Genomic DNA, 22,535 nt, shown 5'->3' with positions numbered 1-22,535 from the left:
TTTATAGTAATCCATAAGGAAACACGATGGATAGTTCGGGAGATGAATAGATGCATATCTTTTGCCGGTCTGTGCATAATGGAATCAGAATAAGGAGAGGGAGTGCTGAAGGTGAAGAAAGCGTTATTGGTTATTGACTACACGGAAGATTTTGTTGCAGAAGACGGAGCGTTGACGTGCGGAGCACCTGGAATTGCGCTGGAAGGATATATCGAGCAGCTGACCAAGGAGTTTGTCACCCGAGGGGAATCGGTTGTATTCGCAGTGGACGTGCATGACGAAAACGATCCCTATCATCCGGAATCACGTCTATTCCCCCCTCATAATTTACGTGGAACTGCTGGAAGAGAGCCATTCGGAACGTTAAAACAATTTTATGAAGATAATCGTAGTTCGATTCATTGGATGGATAAAACCCGGTACAGTGCATTCGCAGGGACAGAGCTGGAAATTTGGCTGCGGGCACGTGGTATTCAAGAACTTCACTTAGTAGGTGTCTGTACGGATATTTGCATTTTGCATACTTCTGTAGACGCTTACAACAAAGGATTTACGACGGTGATCCATGAACGGGGTGTTGCAAGCTTTGACGCTGCTGGACATGATTGGGCAATGCGCCATTTCGAAAACACACTCGGAGCGACCGTAATTCGGTAAGTCTGTGTGAAAAATGATTATTCTATGCAAACAATTTTAGCAAATAGGTTTCAAGTGGGTCATTTACGGTTATTATACTGACTAGAACAGACATATTATATTAACAAAAAGGAGATGTTTTCAAATGAGTTTCATTTGGTTCTTAATCATCGGCGGAATTATCGGTTGGCTAGCCGGACTTATTCTAGGGAAAGATATCCCAGGCGGAATTATTGGTAATATTATTGCAGGTATCGTAGGTGCATGGGTTGGCGGAATGCTGCTCGGATCTTGGGGTCCTAAAGTTTCGGACTTCTATCTCGTACCAGCAATCATCGGGGCTGTCATTCTTGTGTTCATCGTCAGCCTGATTATGAAAGCTATGCGTAAAGCAGCATAACAAAAAGGACTTCGCTAATTCGCGGAGTCCTTTTTATTTTTGTGCTTGTTGGGTTTGTTGTGATTCGTATTCTTCAAAAAACCAGAGCACGTCTTCTACGTATTTATCGCTATGGTTGTAGTGAAAAATGGCTTTCTCGATTTGCCCGTCTGCCGCCCCGCTTTGCGCTAAGTAGTTAGCTGCGCTAAAGATCGCATCTTCCAGATTGTACGGATCAGCAATCCCATCGCCATTTCCATCTACTCCGTATCCCCCATGTTTTGCAATTACATCAAGGTTGGTTTTATCTTCTTCAGGAATATCCCCTTTTCCTAAGTCTTTGCAGCCAGGATAGCTCCATCCGACGAACGTACACGGCATGAATTGCATATGCCCTTCCGCACCTGTTGGAGAAACCATCGTTTTCATAGTGGAAAAACGGGTTTCCACCCGGTGATGTGCAGCAAGTAACGTCCACGGAATGTCATACTCTTTTGCTGCTGCTTTATAAATGGGGATATACTCTTCCGGAATGGTCAGTCCCCCATGTCGATCTGACAACTCCATCAACGTGCTGGCGGATTTTTGAATGACTTCCGGGTGACGGATGCTTGTCCAAATGATCGCAGTCAAAGTGAAAAGGACGACTGAAACAGGAATAAGCAGTGCGATTAGCAATAATTTAGCTTTCGCCGTTAGTCTGCGTTTCTTTTTCTTCACTCGTCCCTCTCCTCTCTGCGCGATTTAGTCTTGTTTACTGAGGGCTTTCATGTCTTTTACGATCGTATCGAATGGAACGTCTTCATTTCCGGAATAGGATTTGACGACTTTTCCTTCTTTGTCGACCAGTCCAAAGCGAGAGCCGTGGATCACTTGGTCTGAATTCGGATCGTCAATCACCGGCATTTTAAAGGACTTCACCGCTAGCTCGCTTATGTCCTCCATCTTGTAACCCGTAAGCATTTCCCATTTCGAAGAGTCCGGAACACTGAAAGCTTCCAAGTACTCAGCTAGTTTTTCGGGAGTATCGACATCAGGGTCCACACTGAAAGAGACGATTTTGTAGTTTTCGATCCCTTTATCGACTAACTTCTGTTGGAGTTCCGCCATATTGGACATCATAGGTGGACAGACAGTCGTACAGGTGGTGAATACAAACTGAGCTAGCCAGATCTCACCTTTCAAATCATCTAATGAGACCTTTTCATTATGGTGGTTCGTGAATTCGAATGGCGCAATGCTGTAATGATGATCTGCTTTAAACCCGCCAGAACATGCACTCACTACAAGTGCCATCAGGATTACGCCAAAAACCAATGCCTTCTTCTTCACTGCACTTCCCCCAAATCTAATGTGTTTACCTTATCATATCGGACACACGAACGCCAAACAACCGTGGATCCATAGGTTGTTTGGCGTTTGTTTGTCGGTTATGTGAAAACTACTTCACTTTTAGAGTTACGAGTGCTCCGTGGATTGCTTCAAGCTTCACTTCCAGGCGGTGGAGCAGATAGAAGGAAACAAAAACCGGAAAGCCCACCTCCTGGATGAATCCCATCATTTGTTCCAACAATTGTTCCATCACATTCGCCTCCTTTTAATTTAGTTACTGCGGCGGGAACACAGATACTCGCTCAGAGTGTTAAAAAGCCGGTCCCTGTCAGCTGACTAGGGACCGGCTCACCTATTATTTGTTGCTGAAAAGATCGTTCACCGATCGATCGATAATGCGAGCGCTTTTCACAGCTATCAGGACGTCCCCATCCCTTTTGAATACACCGGATGCAATAATCTGCTCCATTGCGGTCTGAACTTCAGCCGGTGTGACTCCTGGACGCGGCTCATCGACCGTCAGGACAAAATCCTTGCCATCCGACTTTGTAAATACGAGTTGAAGTGTGAGTGCCATTTGTGAATTCCTCCTCTTTTGTTAGTTAGTCTGTGATTTCGGATGTGACGATTTTTTCATAAGACATGACTGTCATTGCGGACAGTTGGCCGAGTGAAGATAGTGCGAGCTGGAGATTGGCCGGTGTTGCATTTTGTTCGATGAAGCGGTAAGTTTGCGACTTACGGATAAGACGTCCATCGGGTGTTGAGCCTGCATTGTAGAAAATCTTACCGACTGCTGTTTGAAACTCGAGTGCTGCTGCCATGTGCGTTCCCCTCCTTTCACAGTCTAGATAGACGAAACTTGCAGAAAAGGATACAATGTTCGTGAAAGTTTTTTAGTTTACAGGTACAATTGATAGTGTAGAGAGTCATAAAGAGGTGAACGTATTATGCCAGGCTGGTTTATCTGGTTTATTGTATTTTGGTGTATCGTCTTAATCGGATTGTTCGCGATTGGTGGATTTTTCATGTTCCGCAAGTTCCTTAAAGTGTTCCCTAAGGAAGATGGCAAGTCGACATTGGACTGGGAAGAGTACTACGTGGATCGCTCGCTTCATCTATGGAATGACGAAGCGAAGGGGTTGTTGAACGAACTCGTCCAGCCGGTTCCTGAACTGTTCCGCCCGGTGGCGAAACAGAAGATTGCAGGCCGTATCGGTCAAATCGCCCTCGATGAGCATGCAAAAACGATTGAATTCGATCACATTATCCGAGGCTACATCGTGGCGACGCCGAAGCGCGATCACAAATTCTTACGCAAGAAGCTTACAACTATGGATGTTGACATGACTCCGTATGAGCATCTTTTCTGACACACAAAAAGAGAGAGACCTGGTCATTTGACCGTGAGTCTCTCTCTTTTTTTCAGGTTGTTATATTTGATGAGCATACCGATGCGCCACGGGACGATCATCGAGAATGCTAGGATGAAAAACATACCAGCTAGTTCCCCGACGTCGATGGAGCTGCTGAGAATCAGTTTCGCGACCAATCGGAAAATGAGTAAGCCCGCCAAAATGAAGATGAATGCTTTCGATCGCTTGACGAACAATTGACCATTTTTCTGTTCGAAATTTGTCGTTGCAATCAAGATCGTTGAAAACAGCAGTCCTACAGCCGCAGCTTCAATCACCTGACTCCGCGGCACTTGGAATTGTGTAAACAAAAACATAAGCATCCCGGAAGACATAAATAACGGTGGCAGCACAATACGTATCGGAGAAATCGGGCGGTCCGCCGCTTTGGAGCGGACGAGGAATCCTAAGATTCCCATGAAGAAAAATGCGACCGTAGAGCCGACAATTAAATAGACGGACGGGATTTCATTGAAAACCTTATCAATCAGTTCTTGCAGTTGACTCATTCGCACGCCTCCTTCAGCTCGTCCAACCGTTTTCGAAGTTGCTCCATCGGAACAAACCTTGCAAACCGAGTCAGTTCTTTACCTTGTCTGAATAACAAGACAACCGGTGCTGTAAACAGCGAAAGCTGCCCTGCCATTTCCGGCACTTGCGCGACATTTACATAAAAGAACGGAAATGGATACCCGTCTGCAAGCCTCTCCACTTGCGGATACAGCCCATCACAAACTGAACAATGATCTGTTTTCACAAATAGCAGCATCGCTTCTTGCTGTGTTAAAAGTTCTTGCCATGATTCAAAAGACTTCACTTCGTTCACTGTTCAATCCTCCTTGATGGTCAAAAGCCTTGGAAATCTCCAAAAATGGGACTGAGCAAGCTGATTAAGAACGTCATCCCGTCGAAGAATAACACGATACCGAAGACAATCATAAAGGCTCCGCCAATGCGCATAATCTTCTGGTTGTTCTTGCGGATCCATCCAAGACGTGTTACGAAGAATGAGAGCACGAAGAATGGAATCGCGAATCCGAGGACGTAGGTCATCATGTACAACATACTGGAACCGGGATTAGCAGCCGCTAGACCAATAATGGCCCCAATGATCGGCCCCATACATGGTTGCCAGCCTGCTGAAAACGCAAGTCCGATGAGAGCAGAACCTAAGTAACCGGATGGGCGGTTTTTAAACTGTAGCTTGTGTTCTTGCATTAAAAACTTCGGTGTGAAAATGCCAACTACCATTAAACCGAATAACACGATGAAAATTGCACCGATTTGTCGAAGGAGATCCATATACTCGATAAAGAAACGACCGATAAATGAAGAGCCGAACCCGAGAAAAATAAATACAACCGAAAATCCAAGAAGGAAAAATAATGTATGTAACATTCCATTTCGGCTCATCCGTTTCTTATCTGAGCGTAAGTCTTCAATCGACATTCCAGTAATGTAGGAAATGAATGCCGGATATAGCGGCAGTACACACGGAGAAATGAAACTTAAAAAGCCCGCTCCGAATGCCAGGAATACGTTCACATCTGTTGCCAAGGAACTTCCCCCTCCAGATTTTTTTCTTTTTCCTTTCCATCGTATCAGAACGCGCCATCGAATACGTCCATTTTGTCTGTGAACAGTTTATGACACATTATTAAAACCGTATGTGCCACGTGGCACATACGGTTTTGAAAGGAATCTGATCTTAAGCAATTTGACCATTCTGCAACTGATACATCTTATAATAGAGCCCTTTTCTGCTAAGAAGCTGCTGATGGGTCCCTCGTTCAGCAATCTCTCCCTGGTGCAACACTAAAATCAGCTCTGCATCTTGAATCGTACTGAGTCGGTGTGCGATGGCGATTGTTGTCCGTCCTTTCCGCATTTTTTGCAGGCTGGCTTGGATCGCGATTTCCGTTTCCGTATCGATATTGGCGGTCGCTTCATCAAGTACAAGGATTTTCGGTTCCACCGCCATAGTGCGTGCAAATGCTATGAGCTGTCGCTGTCCGCTTGACAACGTAGCTCCACGCTCCATCACTTTGTGTGCATATTCCCCTTCTAATTGCTCAATGAATCGGTTCGCTTGTACAAACTCCGCTGCCGCCCGGACTTCTTCGGATGTCAACGCTTCATTGCGAAGACGGATGTTGCTCTCAACATCTCCGTAAAACATGAATGGATCTTGAAGGACGAGTCCCACTTTGCTGCGCAATTCCTCCATTGGATAGGACTTCAGTGAACGCCCATCAATGGTGATCGAACCATGCTCGTATTCATAGAACCGCATGAGTAAGTTGATGATGGAACTTTTCCCGCTTCCGGTATGCCCGACCAATGCGACGGTTTCCCCTGCATTTGCGGTGAATGAAATATCTTTCAATACATCCGTTTTGCCATCATAACTAAATGTGACGCCATCGAAGGTGATGGTTCCTTCCGTAATCTTTGCATCCCTTTCCGCTTGCTGAACAGGTTCCATGTCCGGTTCGTCAATCAGTATGAAAACGCGTGATGCTGAAACAAGGGCCTGCTGGAAAATGGACATCCGGTTCATCACTTGCTGTACGGGTTGGAACAGGCGGCTAAGCAAGGTTGTAAACGCATAGATGACGCCGACATCCACTGCAGTTGAAAGCGAAGTGAACCCGAAGTATGCAAGTGTACAGACAACCGCTGCTGCATAGAGCAAGTCAATGAACGGTCCAAGTAAAATACTGTCGAACTTGATGTTCCGGATTCCTGCTCGATAGTGCCCGTCATTGATCGATTCGAATTCATCTGCGAGCCGCTTTTCTTGGCGGAATGCTTGGATCATCCCCATTCCAGAGAGGGATTCGGAGATCTTTCCGTTTAGTTGACTTAGCCGCTCGCGGATATCTTGATAGAAGTCTGCGCTGTAATGACGATATACCGATATCAGAATCATGAATAGCGGCAATAACACCATGGAATACAGCGCCAGTTTCGCATCTAGTGAGAACAGCGCAATATAGACACCTACGATTCCGAAGATCGCCTGCAAGAACGTGACGACCACACTCACAAACATTTCTTTTATCGCTTCCGTATCGTTCGTCACACGCGAAACGATTGCACCGGCTGGTGTTTTATCGAAATAGCGCATTCCCAGTCCTTGTACTTTAGTAAATGCATCGATCCGCAATTGCTGGATGATTTTAAGTGCAATTCGTTGAAAGCGGAGTGACTGGAAATAAGAAATCACCACAACCGTCACTTGAATGGCGACATAGGCAACGAGTAACCGGATGATACTCGCACGCTCAAAATTCAACGTTACGAGATGGTTGTCGATGAATGTTTGAATGAGAAGCGGACTCACGATGCTGCCTGTAATCGTGAGTGCTAGGAGTAGCAGCGCAAACGAAATCGACACTTTGTGTGGCTTCAAGTACTTCAGGAGCCGGACGAATACTTGCCATTGTCCACGAGCGGACAGTGTTGCCTGTTTCACTTCTGCCATTACGCCTCACCTCCTTGCTCTACAGATGCTTCAAGTTGCTGCAAGTCGTACATTTCTTTGTATTTTCCGTTCAATGCCATCAATTCAGCATGAGTACCGGCTTCTGCAATTGTCCCTTCATCCATGACAATGATTTGGTGCGCGTGTTGAATGGCACTTAACCGGTGTGATGTGATGATCGTCGTTTCTCCGCTACGTGTCTCTTTCAAGGAACGAAGTATCGCTTCTTCCGTCTTCGCATCCACTGCTGAAAGGGAGTCATCTAAAATGAGTAGTTCGGGCTGCATGAGCAAGGCGCGGGCAATCGAAATCCGTTGTTTTTGTCCTCCGGATAATGACACTCCCCGTTCCCCGACAATCGTACGATATCCTTCAGAAAACCCTTCGATGTCATCATGGATATGAGCGAGCTGGGCAGCGCGGTGAATCTCTTCTGACGGAACGGTCGGATTCGTAAAGGCGATGTTCTCCGCCAAGGTGGTGGAAAATAGGAAATGGTCTTGTGGGACATATCCGATCGATTCACGCAGCCGCTGCTGTTTGTACTGGTGAATGGAATGCCCCCCGTACGAAATGATACCTTCATAGTCGTCAAACTCTCGTAACAGCAGTTTCAGGATAGCGGTTTTTCCGGATCCGGTTTTCCCGACGATCCCGAGTGTTTCTCCTCGTCGCAGCGTAAAGTGGACGTCGAAGAGCGCGGGCTTCGGATCCCCAGGGAACGTAAAGGTGTCAATATCGACTGAAAGATCCCCCTTCGGCCGTTCATCGATTGCACCATGCACATCAACCACTTCAGGATCTACCGACAGCAATTCGTGGATTCGTGTATACGATGCACTGCCGCGCTCGACGATATTGAATAGAAATCCGAACGCAAGCATCGGCCACGTCAACAATCCGAGATATGTGCTGAATGCAACCATATCCCCGACACTCATGTCCCCTGCCAGGATGAAACGGGCACCGAAGACAAACGAAATAATAGAAGAAATCGCAAAGATTCCACCGATTGTAGGGTCGAATAAGGCATCGATACGGGCAACCCGCATGTTTTTCTCCACCACATCATCCGATAGTTGCCTGAAATCTTCAATGTCCTCTTTTTGCTGTCCGAACGTTTTGATGACTTTCATACCTGAGATGCTCTCTTGCGTCTTATCGTTCATGCCGGAGAATGCTTCTTGAGCAGTCCGGAAATGACGGCGCAGCAGTTTTCCATAAAAACTCGTTAACACAATCATGAGCGGGATTGGAATAAGTGCAATAAGCGTCAATTTCCAGTTGATCGTCACTGCCATCGTCAAGATGACAAAACCGCCTGTTAAAATCGAATCGAAGAGGGTTAACACACCCATGCCTGCGGTTTGCTGGACTGCACTCACATCATTGGTGGCGTGTGCCATTAAATTACCCACGCGGCGTTTTTGATAAAAAGCCGGGGACATCTTTAAAAAATGATCGAATAATTGCTTGCGGATCGTCCGTGCAAGCACAATTGACGAACCGAAAATCATGACGCGCCATAGATAGCGGAAAGCGTACATGGCGATCCCTGCAATCGCAAGGATGACCAGCCATTCCATCATCTGCTTGGCAGTTAACGTTCCTTTCGTAATGTCATCGACGATATAGCCGATGATTTTTGGCGGCAGCAGCTGCAAAACGGAAACGAGGACAAGTGCCGCAATTCCAATTGCATACTGTTTTTTACGCTGTTTGAAAAACCAGCCGAGCTGAATGAGTACGTTCAATGGATTCCCCTGCCAATCTATAATAGGACTTTGAATAGTTTAGCAGATTGTTACACATTTCGGATAGTATTTGTTTCGAATTATCCGATTTCATAAATAGTTTCAATATCGAGGAGAGAAAGAATGTGCGCGCCTCCATCAGCAGTTACAACGCGCAACTGCTTCCGCTCGGGTTCGAGACAATGGACATAAAAATCTTCCGTCACAGGCCTATCGTTTTGCCAATGCTTGATGGTGATAGCTTGATGAGTCTCCATGGCAGCAGCAATGATGTAATTCCACTCCTCCAGCTGCTGTTCGTCAGGTTCACTTCTAACCGGCTGCGCATCTTCTGCTTGCCATGCGCGCAACCGCTCGACGTGTTCGGGCAGCATCAGTGCAGTCCATTTAATCTTTCCGCGATCTCGCAGCATCGTGTTCCCTCCTTCCTTCCTTTCCATATCGTCATTTCACATGTCCGCCTATCAGTCCCGCTCGATGGCGCGCTGTTCCTGCATCGGTGTACGATACAGCACGTAAAACGGCAGTCGATCCATATTTACTGCGGAGCTCATCGACCGTTTCCCCCAGTTTGCGTGTCTTCCACTTACGCTGGTCAAACAAGCTCAACTGCATCGAATGCTCCTCGACTAGATTGGATAGGCTCAGCGACAGTTGGCGGACAGGCCGACCATCGTGAAACGTATCGAACAGTTCTGTGCAGATTTTGTAAATCTTCATCGTGTCATTCGTCTCTTCCGGCATTGACTTGGATCGGCTGAAGCCGCCACCTAACGCATTTTTAGAGTAGCCAACTGATAAATGGACCGTCCGACCGGCACGCCTTGCCGACCGAGCACGTCTTGCTACGTCTTCACACATTTCGAGCACCACTGCAAGCACATCCTCACGGCAGCAATAATCCCGGAAAAGAATTTGCCCCTTGCCATAGCTGATTTGCCCCTCAATCAGCGGTGCACCGAGATCAGACAAATCAATCCCATGTGCGTGATGATAGAGCTGATTTCCCATAACACCGAACTTCTCTTCCAGCCGGACAAGAGACGCGTGTGCGAGATCGCCGACGGAGAAAATACCCATTTCATTCAACGTATGTTCCGTTCTTCTCCCAATTCCCCACATTTCACTAAGCGGCTCAATGGGCCATAATTTAGTCGGCACATCATTATAGCCCCAGTATGCAAATCCCGTTTTTTTCGCTTCCAGGTCCAGCGCAAGTTTGGATAGCAGCATGTTAGGACCCATCCCGCATGCAGAGTGCAACTGGAATTGACGCAACAATCCCTCTTGAATACGGGTGACTGTCTCTTCAGGAGGTCCCCAAAGTTTCTCGGTTCCATCCAAATTGATAAAGCTTTCATCGATGCTGTATACGTGAATCGCTTCTTTCGGGACATATTGGTTCAAAAAATGAGTGATTTCCATTGACACTCTTATATAAAATTCCATTTTAGGTTCAATCAGCCGTATGGATGGATCATCCGGGATTTCAAAAAGACGCATCCCGGTCTTAATGCCAAACCGTTTTTTTAGTGGAGGGGATGCTGCCAACACCACCCCCCCTTTACGCTCTTTGTTTCCGATGATCGCGATGGGTGTTTCCATTACATCCAGTCCTTCAAGAGCCGCTGCACAACTTGCATAGAAGCTGCGCATGTCGATGCAAATAATTTTACGTTCAGGCAGTTGGTTCATAACGTCTCCTCCTAAGAACACTTGTTCCCTTATTATAGGATGAACAAACCCGTTATACAACAGCCATTCTCTTCCAATAGTTGTGAGACATTGAGATTTCGCTCTGTAATCCGTAGAAATTTATTTTTGATCACTGGTAAACTGACATGAAATGGCCATCCTTTCATACAAAAAACAGTTGACTCGACATGGTGATAATGATTATCATTGAGAAAAAGCCGGAAAGTAGGAACTGAACTTATGAAATCCCATGCCTTGCTCGCCTCACTACTCGCAACAGGTCTTGTCCTATCAGGTTGCGGTGCCGATAAAACGTCAACTGAGAAAGAATCAGCGGAAGCCGTAGCTCCAATCGATCTCCAACAAGAAACGGATGCGTATAAGCAATTCGCATTGGAGCAAATGGATCAGTTCGTTGTAGAAACCGATAAATTTGTCAGTGCTGTAAAAGAAGGCAGAATCGAAGACGCAAAAGCGATCTACCCTCTCGCTCGCATGTACTTTGAACGGTCAGAGCCGATTGCAGAAAGTTTCGGGGATCTCGATCCTCGAATTGACGCACGTCTCGCTGACTTGGAAGATGAAGGTCAAGGCGAAGAACAATGGTCCGGATACCATAAGATCGAATACGGTCTATGGGTCGATAACACAACAGAAGGCTACGAAGAAATTGCCGATCAGTTGCTGAAAGACGCAAAAGAATTGCGTGCTCGTGTCGAAACGGTCGAGGTTGGCCCGGACTTGATGATTACAGGGGCCGTGGACTTGCTGAACGAAGTGTCGACTTCAAAAATCACGGGTGAAGAAGAAATCTTTTCTCACACGGATCTATATGACTTCAAAGCGAACGTGGAAGGCGCAGAAGAAATCTTCCATATTTTCGAAGCGGTCATCAAACAGAAAGATGCTCAACTTGCAACGGACTTGACGAATAAGTTTTCGACATTGAATGGACTTCTTGCCAAACACGAAGATGGAAATGGCGGTTATATTTCCTACAAGGAATTAACGAAAGAAGATACGAAACAATTAGCTGAAGCGGTCAATCAACTCGGTGAACCATTGAGCATGATGGGCATCGTAATGGAGTGAGAATGTAATGTCAGAAGAAAAGTTGTTTGCGAAGAAAATCTCCCGACGTCAAATGTTGAAGTTAACGGGTGCGGGAGCTGCGGGTGCAGCAATAGGCGTATCTGGACTCGGGGGCCTTCTCAACGTGTTCGGGATGACGACAGAGGAAGATAACCCGAACACCAAAAACAAAGTGAACTTTTACGGTGCGCATCAACCCGGTATCATTACGCCTGTGCAAACCCATGTTTATTTTGCTTCACTCGACGTCCTCGTCAACTCTCAGACTGAACTGAAAGAGTTGTTCCAGCAATGGACACCGATGGCGGTTCGTTTAATGAATGGCGAACCTATCGGTGAGCTTTCTTCTAACGGCTTTATCCCTGCGAAAGATACCGGTGAAGCAGGTGGACTGGATGCGTCCAATCTCACATTGACTTTTGGCGTAGGCCCTTCCCTGTTCGATAAAAAAGAGCTGGGACTCTCATCGAAACGGCCTGCGGAACTCAAAGAGCTTCCCCACTTCCCTAAAGATCAGCTCGATCCCGCCTACACGGGAGGCGATATATGCATTCAGGCATGTGCAGAAGATCCACAAGTAGCGTTTCATGCAGTACGCAACCTGATTCGCGCCGCATCGGGAAAGGTACGCTTGAAATGGTCACAAGCGGGATTCAACTCGTTCCCGGAAAAAAATAAGAAACGTGAAACCCCACGCAACTTATTTGCTTTCAAAGACGGTACATCAGGGCCGGACGTCGCCAGCAAACAAGCCATGAACGACGTTGTTTGGGTACAGCCTGGTGATTCGAAAGGGTGGCTTGCTGGAGGGAGTTATATGGCAGTCCGCCGGATTCAGATGCACTTGGAAACGTGGGATCGGACAGCACTCAATGAGCAGGAGGCGACATTCGGTCGTCACCGCGAAACAGGTGCTCCTATCGGATTAAAAGGCGAACACGATGAAGTGCCGCTTGAGCAGAAAGATGCGTCAGGTGCCCCTGTCATTCCTGTGGATTCGCACGTACGCTTAGCTAAGGAAGCCAAAACCCAAATTCATCGACGCTCTTTTTCCTACTCTTCGGGAACAATGGATGCAACCGGTGCATACGATGCGGGTTTGCTGTTCATCTCCTATCAAAAAGATCCGGAACAATTTGTCGCCATCCAAAAAAGTTTTGGCCGCGTCGATAAGCTGAATGAATACATTACACACCGCGGCAGTGCTTTGTTTGCCTGCTTCCCTGGTGTTCAGAAAGGAAGCTATATCGGTGAATCGTTATTCCGTGTTTTGTAAGCAGGTACTGCTCATCGCAGTCCTGCTTTTGTCTCTTTTACCCGTCTCCCTTGCCCACGCAGAGACGCCTTCTTATAGTGACTTGTATATCGCAATCGGCGATGCAATCATGGCATCCAAACAAGACGATAAGCTGGCCGCGGATATAGCATTGGAGGAATTCAAAGCTGCATGGAAACAAGAAGATCACGTTGCGGAAGAAAGTAAGCAAGTGGTGAGTGCTCTGAAAGAAGCGGAGCAGGCAGAGGGATCTGCACAGCGTCTAGAAGCGTTGACAGTCCTGTCGAAAGCATTGCATGCACTGGAAAAAGCAGAAAACCCTGTGGATGAACAAGTGGAACGTCTCGCGTTTGAAAAGGCTGTTTCACCGGATCTTGAAAAACTGGGAGATGCCATACGTTCAGGTGATATCGAAGCAATCCGAGCTTCCGAAAAGAAGTTTCTAGCCACTTGGACACGGAACGAACGCCCAGTCCGTGAACAAAGTATTGCGGCGTATGGAGCGATTGAAACCCAAATGGCGTTCCTGCGCATTGCGCTAGCAGAGGATTCACCAAATCAGGCAGATCTCGAACAGACGTACACTGCCCTGCAGCAAGCGATCACGTCTTTTGCTGCGGGTGAAACGGCTCAAGCTTCAGTTCCTGTGACAGATGCTTCGCTGGAGACGCTGACTTCGCTTTTGGCGGACAGTCGTGCAGCCCTTGCCGAAGAGGATCCAGACACAGCGGTTGCTAAACTGCGTGAGTTCATCACAAGCTGGCCGAACGTTGAAGGACAGATCCGTACAAGAGATGCAGCACTCTACACGGAAATCGAAAGTCAATTGCCATTACTTGCGGGTCAGCTCACAAGTGAAAATGCGGATCGTAGTAAAATCTCGGGAGAAATCGCTAGTTTGCAACAAAAAATTGAACTCATCCAAGAAAGTACGTCGTATACATTTTGGGATTCTGCACTCATTTTACTGCGTGAAGGCTTGGAAGCTCTGCTCATCATAATCGGTTTGGTTGCATTTCTGAAGAAGGCAGGACAGCCACAGCTTTCTAAATGGATCTATACAGGTTCAGCGGCAGGGATTGGTGCAAGTATCATTGCAGCGATACTGATGACGACACTTCTCAACTCTGTAACTATCGGAAGCAGTCGTGAGATCATGGAAGGCGTTATTGGATTGGCAGCAGCTGCAATGATGATTGGAATTGGTGCGTGGCTTCACCGCAAATCTTCTGTCACCGCGTGGAATGACTACATCGCACGTCAAATGGGTACGGCCATTTCCAGCAGAAGTGCTTGGGCGATCGGACTACTCAGTTTCTTGACGGTATTTCGTGAAGGTGCAGAAACCGTCGTGTTCTATGTAGGAATCGCACCCAACATGGAATTGACCGAATTTCTACTCGGTATAGCGGTAGCACTTGTCATATTGGCAGCAGTTGCTATAGTGCTATTGAAAGCAGGAAGTCGTATTCCGATTCATCGGTTATTCACGGTTGCGACGGTTTTCATCTATGCACTCGCCTTCAAGATTATCGGTGTAAGTATCCATACGCTCCAATTGACGGACGTCTTCCCTTCTTCTATTGTGAATGGGCTGCCTGTCATGTCCGCAATCGGATTTTATCCGACATGGGAAACGATTGCAGGACAGTTTGTATTGGTGTTGACAATCGCTGCCATGTTTATGATGAAAAAACGGTTGCCTGCGCGAAATACCGTTTCCTCTTAAGGAAGCGGTATTTTGACTTTCAACTAAAACGAAGCAAAGAAATTGACCAAAACTTCAACGAGAGGTAAACTTCGCTAAATAAGGAATCATTACATATGAATAGGAGAAAATCGATGTTATCGAAAATATGGAGCGGTTATCGCGACAGTTCATTCGTTTTAAAAATGTCCATCGGATTCATTGCAGGAATTGCGAGCGGTCTCGTATTCGGACAAGAAATGGCTTTATTCCAACCGCTGGGGACATTACTCATCAACTTACTTAGCCTTGTCGCCATCCCCGTAATCTTTTTGACGGTAGTACTTGCTGTCAATCAGATGAGCATGAAACAACTCGGACGCATGGGCTGGAAACTCATACTCTATTATACGGCGACCACTGCAGCTGCAGTGGGAATCGGTGTAGGGCTCGCCCTAATGTTCCAACCAGGTCAGTATTTGACGCTTCCCGATACAAAAGTGGACACACCCGCAGCCCCGAACTTCTCGGATGTTTTGCTGCAAATGGTGCCTGCCAATATGTTTGAAGCCTTTTCAGGCGGTAATGTCATGGGGATTATTTTCTTGGCAGTCATTATTGGACTTGCCATCTCAGCAATGAAGTTCTCAACCGATCAGGAAATGCAAAAACACGGGCTATTATTGGACAAAGTGATCATTGCATTGAAAGAAATGTTTTCAAAACTCCTTACGGGCGTCTTGCTGTATGCACCAATCGGTGTCTTTGCAATCAGTGCCACTGCGTTCGGCAGCCAAGGATGGGAAACCTTCAAGTCGCTGCTCACATTCACGGCCGTATTTTATCTCGGAGTTATTCTTCTATGGGTCTTCGTATACACGGGGTTCATCCGTTTGTCTGGGAATTCCGTCATGAATTTCTTCAAGTCAACGAAAGAAGCGTATACAACAGCATTTTTCACATCGAGTAGTATCGCCTCCCTGCCGATTGCCATTAAAGCAGCACAAAAAGCAGGAGTATCTGAGCGGACAGCAAACTTCGCCCTCCCTCTCGGAGCGGTATTCAATTCGGATGGCGGTGCCCTTCGAATGGGTGTATCCATCGTATTTGCTGCGAATATCACAAATCTCGATCTTTCCGTATCGCACTTTTTCATAATTGTGATTATCGGGACGCTCTTATCGATCGGAACCGCAGGCGTTCCTGCAGCAGGACTAGTGACGCTGGCAGCTGTATTGTCGATGTTTGGCCTTCCCCTTGAAATCGTCGCACTCATCGCGGGTGTCGATGCGCTCATCGGTATGGGCGGAACGGCTTCGAACGTTGTCGGCGATATCGTCGGCGCAGTAGTCGTGGACAGTTCGGAAAAGAAACGCGTGACGACTTGAACAGCAACACACCATCGCACGCACAATAAGAGAACGTGAAAAAGGACTGCCCCAAAGTCATGAATTGACTCTGGAGCAGTTTTTTTTGCAGGTTGCATGGGACACAAGCAGAAAATTGAATCCCACAGTGTTGATTTACAATCCTATATAACGCTGAAAAGTAAATAGGGATAAAATAAAAGCCATTAAATAAGCACTTTTAATACCTTCCCTGCAATTTAATACGAGCAAGTTAAATGGAACCCTGTTTTTTTTATCGTACATTGATTTGCAGAAAAACGAACATACCTGACATAGCGAAATGACAGATTATTGACTATCCTTATGTTCCCCATTCAATTCCTCGATTTTTAGTTCGGCTTCTTTCACATTAGCTACGTAGAATATAGAAATCTTAGAATTCAGTTTCTTTTGGAGTGACTTCACTTCTCGTTTATTCTTAGTTGGCATTAATGCATTGGAGAATCCTGCTTTTTCAATGATTTGCAACTTTTCCTTAATGGATCCTACTTTGGTCACTACTCCATTTTTAGTGATGCCTCCAGTAACAGCAATAGGCACCTCGGTTTTTAGATAACCTTTCTTATAAAGGCCGGACAGGGCCAAACTGAGACCTGCGGAATCTCCACCATTTGTAGAGCGATCCCATTGAGTCAGCCAGCCTTCTTGGGTTCCTAAATAATCTTCTACCGTTTCCACCATCTCTTTTGGAGTATGTTCTTTTCTGAGATGGAGCCATGTTAGTAGCTGTCTGGTTTTTACTCCGTAGATGATCCTGTTATCTATTGCAACTATAGAAAGCACATCTACCCCTTGCTCAGTCAGTAATTGATTAATAGACTTCTTATCCATTTTTTCATCCTCTCCGAACTCAAATTCACCTACGCCGACGGAAAAGATTCCAGAACCCGCTACTGATTCAGTAGGAGGAACATAATTAGACGAGATGTAGGAAGGTGCCGAAAGGTAAAAAAGAAGTGTGAATTCATACGTAAACAATAAACTGAGAACAACGATAGAAGTACCCAAACTTCTTTTTACAACGTGTTTCTTGCGCGCACCCCAAAAAAGAATGCCTAACAGAAGTATGCTGAGAAACAGGATCGCTAAAAAACCAGTTTCTTCAATAAAATCGAATAGATAGAGTGACAAGAAAACGGAATAAAATGCAAAAGAAAGCACAAGGGTGGTAACTGTTGTTTTTTTCATAGGTCATCCGCCTATTCCATAAGATTATCCGTCACACTAATAGAATGATACTGAAAAGAAGCTGTGTGTAATAAAATTTTCTTGCAGTTACAGAAAGAGCACACTCTATCGGTAAAAACGATAGCTGATTAACGTATGTTTTTGTTCAAATCCAGCTCTCCTATAAACGGTATGCGCTTGATTATTAGTATCTTCTACTGTCAATTGAATAATTTCAATTCGTGGATGCGAGAACATCTCAGTCAATGCTTCCTTCAACAATAGAGTGCCCAGCCCCTGATTTCTAGAGGCAACGGAAATCCCGATGTACTCCAACGAAGCCTCCGCTGTTTCTGCATCGACTTCAAAATAAGCATAACCTTGAAGCTCATTTGAATGCCCTCTTAGGATTATTAAAACGTTGGACCGGTTAATCCTTCCAACAATTGTAGATGCATCATAGTATGTGTTAGGAAACAATTCATTGTGCAATTTTTCGAATTCATCAAAATCACTTTGTACAAATGGATTACTACGTCTATCTAATACTGCGGTAAAATTTTCTCTTCTTATTTCCAAGACTAGATGTTCGTCTGATTCCTTTGCTTTTATTTCCTCCATGAAAGATTGTTGCAAGGTGTTTTCCTGATTGATAAAGAATTGAAATTCGCGAACTTCGGGATACTCTATTAATAGTGCGTTCCATAATTCGAGTTGCAAAGGTAAAGAAGAGGATTTGTTGAACGGCCCCCAAACCTCTGCACTGGTTTCATCGATATCCACGCCAATAGCTGCAATGATTTCGCCGGTAGTTGCCCTGGATATGTAAAAATTGAGATCTCCATTTTCAGTGAGGAAATCTTCTTCAAGAGCCTCACAAATTGAAGCTTCACTTTCCCCGCAATACCCGACGTGGGATTCAGGCTGGTTATTCATATGAGCTAAAAATAGAGATAATTCTTTGAGATTTCTTGCCTTTTCAACAGTCTGGTTAATGAGAATCACCCAATTCATGTTATTTCGTCAGTGTAAGAGTAGAATAAATAAAATAGCCTGTTTCCCTGTCTCCCTGTTTCCCATCGAGAACTCGAGAATTCATTCACTCCATGTAGTCAAAAATTTCAAGTCCACTTCATCTATACAACTCAGCGGTTCTCTCAAGTCCCATAACCTAATTTCAGAAGTCTCGCAATTAGTTTGGAAAGGCAAAAGCTTTTCGATAGTAGAAAAATAAACTGGATTATATTTTAGTTCACCAGAGAGCAAGTGCTTTACTTTGAGCAAGCCTTTAAATTCTAGTTCCGCAACAATTTGACCAGTTTCTTCGAAAAGTTCTCTTATTGCACACTCTTTTGGCGTCTCATCCTCCTCCCTTTGGCCAGCAGGTAATTCCCATTGTTTTCTCCACGTGTTATAACAAAGAAGATACTGATCGTCACACTTGATAACGGCGTAAGAACCAGCCAATCTATGATAGTCATCCATCTCAGTTTCAGTTACATACAGAAAGTCGAGAAATTTAAAATTACTCTTACTAGCGATTTCCAATTAGCAACCTCCTAAGCGCAGTATGGAAAGATTTCGAAAGTATCTTTGTAACAAAAGCTCGTGCCTGAAATTGCAACCCTGACAAAGTAGAATTTAGAGCGACTTGACCTATTTAAAAATCGTGTACTATTGTTTTCAGTTCACCTAAATCATCGATTACAAAATCAGCCATAGCCAATTCCTCTTCTTGCGCAAAATCAAAATTGCAACCGATTGACGTTAAGCCGTTATCTCTAGCCGCGTAAAAATCAGAGAGGCGATCTCCTACTACCGCAGCGCTCTGAAAATCGTATTTGTTTAGTATTGTTTTAACCAAATCACCTTTGTCCAACGTTTGTATTTGTTGAATACTAAACGTTTCTGTAACCCAAATATCCAATTCATAATAACTCACAATTGCATTCAAATATTCGGTTAAGCCATTACTCGCTATATAAATTGAGCAATTATTCTTTTTTAAATAACTGAAAATCTCTATCACATTAGGATATAAAGCGCCTTTCCCACGTGTAATGTTTTCAATTAATCTTTCTAGAAAATAAGCATCCGTTTGTTCTCTCTCTGCGAGAGAATGATCAGGCAACAAAGTTTCCCACACTTTTGGTAAAGGTACGCCCATAATTTCGCGAAATTTATTGAGAGGGGTTATTGTATTCCATCTATTTTGATGCCGTAGGTGATTAAACGTATCCTCAAGTGATAATTCTAAAATTTTGTCCGTTTGAAATAGAGTCCCATCCATATCAAAAATCAGTGCTTGTAACATTGGATACTCTCCTTCTTTAACAGTGTTGAATGAATTCGCCAGTACGGTGAATTACCTAATCTGCGTGCGTAAATACAATTTCTTTCCTTGTATAGTTTTTTTAAAATAATCAACATTCTTCTTTATGAAGATACGCCTGCATGTTTATCATCATCTCCATAAAGTCTTCCGGCTTCACTGCATTTTCAGGTTCCACCAAATAAAAACCATCGCCTTTATACCTTGGAATTACATGCATATGATAGTGATTCACATCTTTGAATATTCCGTTTTCTTGTAAAATAGTTATACCATCTGTGAGGAAAATAGTTTCCAATGCTTTCGACATCTTTTGAGCCAAATTAATAACTTCATTCAAACTAGTTTTATCGACGTCGTTGAACTCTTGATAATGCGTTTTAGGAACTATTAACAGATGTCCAAGATTTATTGGGAATTTATCTAAGAAGCAACACACATGCTCATTTTCATAAATGATATAAGCTTCAACTTTTTTATGGACAATCTCACAGAATATGCAGCGTTCCATCCACATTCTCCTCACTCTCATTGCTGGTTAACCTATATATTTAAGAACTGTTTGTAGCCAATCATGAATGGCAGATTCTCTTTCTATTGTTTCTATATCTTTAGGTAACATAAGCCATTGAAGTTTACTTGGAAGTTTGTTGTTTAATTTTCTCAAACTTATATTATGAGTTGCCTCTTCGTCAATAAAGAACAACTCGTGGTCCCCTGCAAGCTCTTGATAGACTCGTGTAGAATATTGATTCCCATTGAGGGTAAGATCATAATGTCCGCGGGCATTTGGCCGGCATCGAATATAGTACCCTTTTAATTTTGAAAGGGAATATTCAAATGCTAGAAGATGTGCTTCACTAATGAAAAATTCATTCAGGTAATATTTATTGTCTATATGCTTGTTCCAATTTATATCAAAAACATCATACATCAAACGAACCGTTAACTGCTTTGAATTTCTTTTGTTCATTTTATTTTCCTGTGTTATTGCGAAAGGCATTAAGCGTTCTTTAACTAGAAAGTCAATATTACTATGATCCAGATCGCATCCGTAACTAAGAAGAAATACCGTCTTCAAGTACTCAGCACCCCATTTTGGTAAGTTATCGTCTTGTAATTTAAAATTTCCATTGTGATCAATTAATTCTTTAAGTCTTCATTTACCTCATAAATAGCTGGGCACTTCCATCCCATATTACTGACAACCATACTACATAACTATGTTTTCCGTATAACAAAGAAACAGACTACGTTTCTTCACTAAATTAAAATTGAAGCTTTGCAAAAAGAAATGAACTTAATTACTCAATAGCAATTTACAACGACTAGAGAGTCTCATCCAACTTTTGAATTTTTGAGTGGGAAATTAAATATACTTTGCCGAAAATGTCGATTATGTCACCTTTAGTACGTATGGCGCAATCCTTATTCGATGCGTAAATATTCAGTTCTTCCGATAAGGGAGCCAGTTCACTTTGAACAAGACTGATGTTATTTTCAAGATCAAAATGAGACAGGACGGAGAAGTTGTCAAGGCCAATCCCATCATAAATAGAGCTTATTTCAACTTCATATCCAAAGTTTTTCGAGCATAACCATTTAGAAGACATGTTGATCGCACCAGCGCTTGCTCCCATCACCACGGCGCGACTTTTCTTAATCAAGTCTGATAATCCATACGCCATCAAAAAATCATTTTGTTTAATGGTATCCCCACCCAATAAAAAAATGACTGAAGCATTTTGAATCAACTTCTGGGCATCTTCCTTCGGTATCCTATGATTAATTAAATGATATTCATCAAACATAATGCCGGAGTGGTCAAGCCATGAACGTTCAGTAGTACCATCTTCTTCATCAAAGAATGGATTCGCGCTAATCATAGCAAGCGATTGTCGATCAGTTATATCCTCCTGTAACACCCTGCCGAGATTCTCCGGAAAAAAAGTGCTAAACCAACCTAAATAATAGTGAGTTTTCATAAGTTCCTCCTTAGCAAAGCGTAAGCACCATTAATCACCTTTTTACTTAATCTGTTTCTTGGCAGTGGCACAATACTCTCAATATTGACCTATCCAAAGCGTTTTTGCGAAGTACATCCACGTATATTTTAAATGAATTAAACCTTATTGAACCGGAGAAAGCTGATATTGTAAAGGTTACACATTTATTTGAAGAAAGTACTGTTACAGAAACGAATAAGCTCTTAGACTTTGATGACAAGGACCAAGTGATTTTAAAACAATATGAAGCAAAGTTAGATTATCAAACAAATACTGCAGAAGTTGTACAGGTTTTGATGCAAAACGATGTTAACGTTATTGTCCAGGAATATGTGAATGGGGAACTTAACATAGAATAAACCGTAGAGGAATTAAAAATTCAGTACACGATAATCAAATGCAAGGACCAAATCAAAAACCAAGATGTACTGCTCATAAAAATTTGCTAAACTGTATGGATGGATTAAAAGGGCCTGGAGATACTACAATCCGTGCCGGGATCAGATATGACGCATTTATGAATGATTGCGGACTTATTTAATAAGCAACTCGCGTAGGAATGGGGAAACATATCCCAAGGCAATAAAAACGATGGCGACGTAAAGAACAGCTCCAGCTAATGGCAGATACCATTTTTTCTTCTTGGATTTGTATTGGAGCCAATAATTAACTGCCCACAAGACGAACATAAAACCAGTAGAAATGTTTCGAGATACTTTATCGATAGGATCATCTATAGGTGCGCTAACACTAAAACTAGCGATTAGCAAAAAAAGACATATAAATCCCAATAGTATAACATTTACGATAGCAACGAGAATATGATAATTAAATTCTTTCATAAAATCTACACCTCCAGTGATTTAGA

Annotated in this window: 27 protein-coding genes; 7 read left to right on the top strand and 20 right to left on the bottom strand. The window is 44.0% G+C overall.

Going from position 1 to position 22,535, the window contains the following annotated elements; all coding sequences use genetic code 11:
* The first annotated feature begins 111 nt into the window (after window positions 1-111).
* The gene (locus tag H9659_RS13945) at window positions 112-657 is read left to right on the top strand and encodes a cysteine hydrolase family protein (RefSeq protein ID WP_191691647.1); all 546 of its coding nucleotides are present in this window, start codon (window positions 112-114) and stop codon (window positions 655-657) included.
* Between the two features lie 124 nt (window positions 658-781).
* Window positions 782-1,036, top strand: coding sequence for a GlsB/YeaQ/YmgE family stress response membrane protein (locus H9659_RS13940; RefSeq protein ID WP_025784505.1), 255 nt, complete (start codon window positions 782-784; stop codon window positions 1,034-1,036).
* A gap of 33 nt (window positions 1,037-1,069) precedes the next feature.
* Here H9659_RS13940 and H9659_RS13935 read toward each other — a convergent pair whose 3' ends face one another.
* From H9659_RS13935 to H9659_RS13915, 5 genes are all read right to left on the bottom strand, one after another.
* Window positions 1,070-1,735, bottom strand: a complete 666-nt coding sequence (locus tag H9659_RS13935; RefSeq protein ID WP_191691644.1) for a lytic transglycosylase domain-containing protein — start codon at window positions 1,733-1,735, stop codon at window positions 1,070-1,072.
* A gap of 24 nt (window positions 1,736-1,759) precedes the next feature.
* The gene (locus H9659_RS13930; RefSeq protein ID WP_191691753.1) at window positions 1,760-2,311 is read right to left on the bottom strand and encodes an SCO family protein; all 552 of its coding nucleotides are present in this window, start codon (window positions 2,309-2,311) and stop codon (window positions 1,760-1,762) included.
* 145 nt (window positions 2,312-2,456) lie between these two features.
* Window positions 2,457-2,597, bottom strand: coding sequence for a YvrJ family protein (locus tag H9659_RS13925; protein ID WP_404828991.1), 141 nt, complete (start codon window positions 2,595-2,597; stop codon window positions 2,457-2,459).
* A 105-nt stretch (window positions 2,598-2,702) separates the two neighbouring features.
* Window positions 2,703-2,924, bottom strand: coding sequence for a DUF2922 domain-containing protein (locus tag H9659_RS13920; protein ID WP_191691642.1), 222 nt, complete (start codon window positions 2,922-2,924; stop codon window positions 2,703-2,705).
* Window positions 2,925-2,949: 25 nt separating this feature from the next.
* Window positions 2,950-3,171 (bottom strand): DUF1659 domain-containing protein, encoded by a 222-nt coding sequence (locus H9659_RS13915; RefSeq protein WP_191691640.1) that lies wholly within the window; start codon window positions 3,169-3,171, stop codon window positions 2,950-2,952.
* Between the two features lie 126 nt (window positions 3,172-3,297).
* Between H9659_RS13915 and H9659_RS13910 the strand changes: the two genes are divergently transcribed.
* Window positions 3,298-3,720: a DUF2621 domain-containing protein gene (locus H9659_RS13910; RefSeq protein ID WP_191691638.1), complete on the top strand. Its 423-nt coding sequence runs from the start codon at window positions 3,298-3,300 to the stop codon at window positions 3,718-3,720.
* A gap of 23 nt (window positions 3,721-3,743) precedes the next feature.
* Here the strand turns inward: H9659_RS13910 and H9659_RS13905 are convergent, their stop codons facing one another.
* From H9659_RS13905 to H9659_RS13875, 7 genes are all read right to left on the bottom strand, one after another.
* Window positions 3,744-4,271 carry a CcdC family protein gene (locus H9659_RS13905; RefSeq protein WP_191691636.1) on the bottom strand — a complete coding sequence of 176 codons (528 nt, stop codon included), beginning with the start codon at window positions 4,269-4,271 and terminating at the stop codon, window positions 3,744-3,746.
* A complete protein-coding gene (locus H9659_RS13900) occupies window positions 4,268-4,588 on the bottom strand; it encodes a thioredoxin family protein (RefSeq protein WP_191691634.1) in 321 nt (106 codons plus the stop codon). Before H9659_RS13900 ends, H9659_RS13905 begins: the two co-directional genes overlap by 4 nt.
* A gap of 20 nt (window positions 4,589-4,608) precedes the next feature.
* Window positions 4,609-5,319 (bottom strand): cytochrome c biogenesis CcdA family protein, encoded by a 711-nt coding sequence (locus H9659_RS13895; protein WP_191691632.1) that lies wholly within the window; start codon window positions 5,317-5,319, stop codon window positions 4,609-4,611.
* 151 nt (window positions 5,320-5,470) lie between these two features.
* Entirely contained in the window at window positions 5,471-7,249 is a 1,779-nt protein-coding gene (locus H9659_RS13890; protein ID WP_191691630.1) for an ABC transporter ATP-binding protein, read from the bottom strand.
* Window positions 7,249-9,003 (bottom strand): ABC transporter ATP-binding protein, encoded by a 1,755-nt coding sequence (locus H9659_RS13885; protein WP_191691629.1) that lies wholly within the window; start codon window positions 9,001-9,003, stop codon window positions 7,249-7,251. Before H9659_RS13885 ends, H9659_RS13890 begins: the two co-directional genes overlap by 1 nt.
* An 80-nt stretch (window positions 9,004-9,083) precedes the next feature.
* On the bottom strand, window positions 9,084-9,416 hold the full coding sequence (locus H9659_RS13880) for a YolD-like family protein (protein WP_191691620.1): 333 nt from the start codon (window positions 9,414-9,416) through the stop codon (window positions 9,084-9,086).
* A gap of 31 nt (window positions 9,417-9,447) precedes the next feature.
* Window positions 9,448-10,698: a Y-family DNA polymerase gene (locus H9659_RS13875; RefSeq protein ID WP_191691618.1), complete on the bottom strand. Its 1,251-nt coding sequence runs from the start codon at window positions 10,696-10,698 to the stop codon at window positions 9,448-9,450.
* Window positions 10,699-10,938: 240 nt separating this feature from the next.
* On the opposite strand from H9659_RS13875, the gene efeO reads away from it, so the two are divergent.
* The 4 genes from efeO to H9659_RS13855 all read left to right on the top strand — a co-directional run bounded on the left by efeO (window position 10,939) and on the right by H9659_RS13855 (window position 16,141).
* A complete protein-coding gene (gene efeO / locus H9659_RS13870; protein WP_191691616.1) occupies window positions 10,939-11,790 on the top strand; it encodes an iron uptake system protein EfeO in 852 nt (283 codons plus the stop codon).
* Between the two features lie 7 nt (window positions 11,791-11,797).
* Entirely contained in the window at window positions 11,798-13,066 is a 1,269-nt protein-coding gene (gene efeB / locus H9659_RS13865; protein WP_191691614.1) for an iron uptake transporter deferrochelatase/peroxidase subunit, read from the top strand.
* On the top strand, window positions 13,041-14,795 hold the full coding sequence (locus H9659_RS13860; protein ID WP_318240736.1) for an FTR1 family protein: 1,755 nt from the start codon (window positions 13,041-13,043) through the stop codon (window positions 14,793-14,795). The genes efeB and H9659_RS13860 overlap by 26 nt, the downstream gene beginning before the upstream one ends.
* Before the next feature lie 113 nt (window positions 14,796-14,908).
* Window positions 14,909-16,141, top strand: coding sequence for a dicarboxylate/amino acid:cation symporter (locus H9659_RS13855; protein WP_191691610.1), 1,233 nt, complete (start codon window positions 14,909-14,911; stop codon window positions 16,139-16,141).
* A 309-nt stretch (window positions 16,142-16,450) separates the two neighbouring features.
* On the opposite strand, the gene H9659_RS13850 is transcribed toward H9659_RS13855, so the two are convergent.
* The 8 genes from H9659_RS13850 to H9659_RS13815 form a co-directional block, all read right to left on the bottom strand.
* Window positions 16,451-17,350 carry a S16 family serine protease gene (locus tag H9659_RS13850; RefSeq protein ID WP_191691607.1) on the bottom strand — a complete coding sequence of 300 codons (900 nt, stop codon included), beginning with the start codon at window positions 17,348-17,350 and terminating at the stop codon, window positions 16,451-16,453.
* 105 nt (window positions 17,351-17,455) lie between these two features.
* Window positions 17,456-18,343, bottom strand: coding sequence for a GNAT family N-acetyltransferase (locus H9659_RS13845; protein ID WP_191691605.1), 888 nt, complete (start codon window positions 18,341-18,343; stop codon window positions 17,456-17,458).
* An 81-nt stretch (window positions 18,344-18,424) separates the two neighbouring features.
* A complete protein-coding gene (locus H9659_RS13840; protein WP_225217860.1) occupies window positions 18,425-18,877 on the bottom strand; it encodes an NUDIX domain-containing protein in 453 nt (150 codons plus the stop codon).
* Between the two features lie 112 nt (window positions 18,878-18,989).
* Window positions 18,990-19,643 (bottom strand): HAD family hydrolase, encoded by a 654-nt coding sequence (locus tag H9659_RS13835; RefSeq protein ID WP_191691603.1) that lies wholly within the window; start codon window positions 19,641-19,643, stop codon window positions 18,990-18,992.
* Between the two features lie 109 nt (window positions 19,644-19,752).
* Window positions 19,753-20,172, bottom strand: a complete 420-nt coding sequence (locus H9659_RS13830; protein WP_191691601.1) for an HIT family protein — start codon at window positions 20,170-20,172, stop codon at window positions 19,753-19,755.
* Between the two features lie 27 nt (window positions 20,173-20,199).
* On the bottom strand, window positions 20,200-20,742 hold the full coding sequence (locus H9659_RS13825) for a hypothetical protein (RefSeq protein ID WP_191691599.1): 543 nt from the start codon (window positions 20,740-20,742) through the stop codon (window positions 20,200-20,202).
* 247 nt (window positions 20,743-20,989) lie between these two features.
* Entirely contained in the window at window positions 20,990-21,646 is a 657-nt protein-coding gene (locus H9659_RS13820; RefSeq protein ID WP_191691597.1) for a Type 1 glutamine amidotransferase-like domain-containing protein, read from the bottom strand.
* A gap of 554 nt (window positions 21,647-22,200) precedes the next feature.
* Window positions 22,201-22,509 (bottom strand): hypothetical protein, encoded by a 309-nt coding sequence (locus H9659_RS13815; RefSeq protein WP_191691591.1) that lies wholly within the window; start codon window positions 22,507-22,509, stop codon window positions 22,201-22,203.
* Between the last annotated feature and the right edge of the window lie 26 nt (window positions 22,510-22,535).

The organism is Sporosarcina gallistercoris, from assembly GCF_014836415.1.
Lineage (GTDB): Bacteria > Bacillota > Bacilli > Bacillales_A > Planococcaceae > Sporosarcina > Sporosarcina gallistercoris.
The sequence above is the reverse complement of the archived record's forward strand: the minus strand, read 5'-3'. Positions and strand labels throughout refer to the sequence as shown.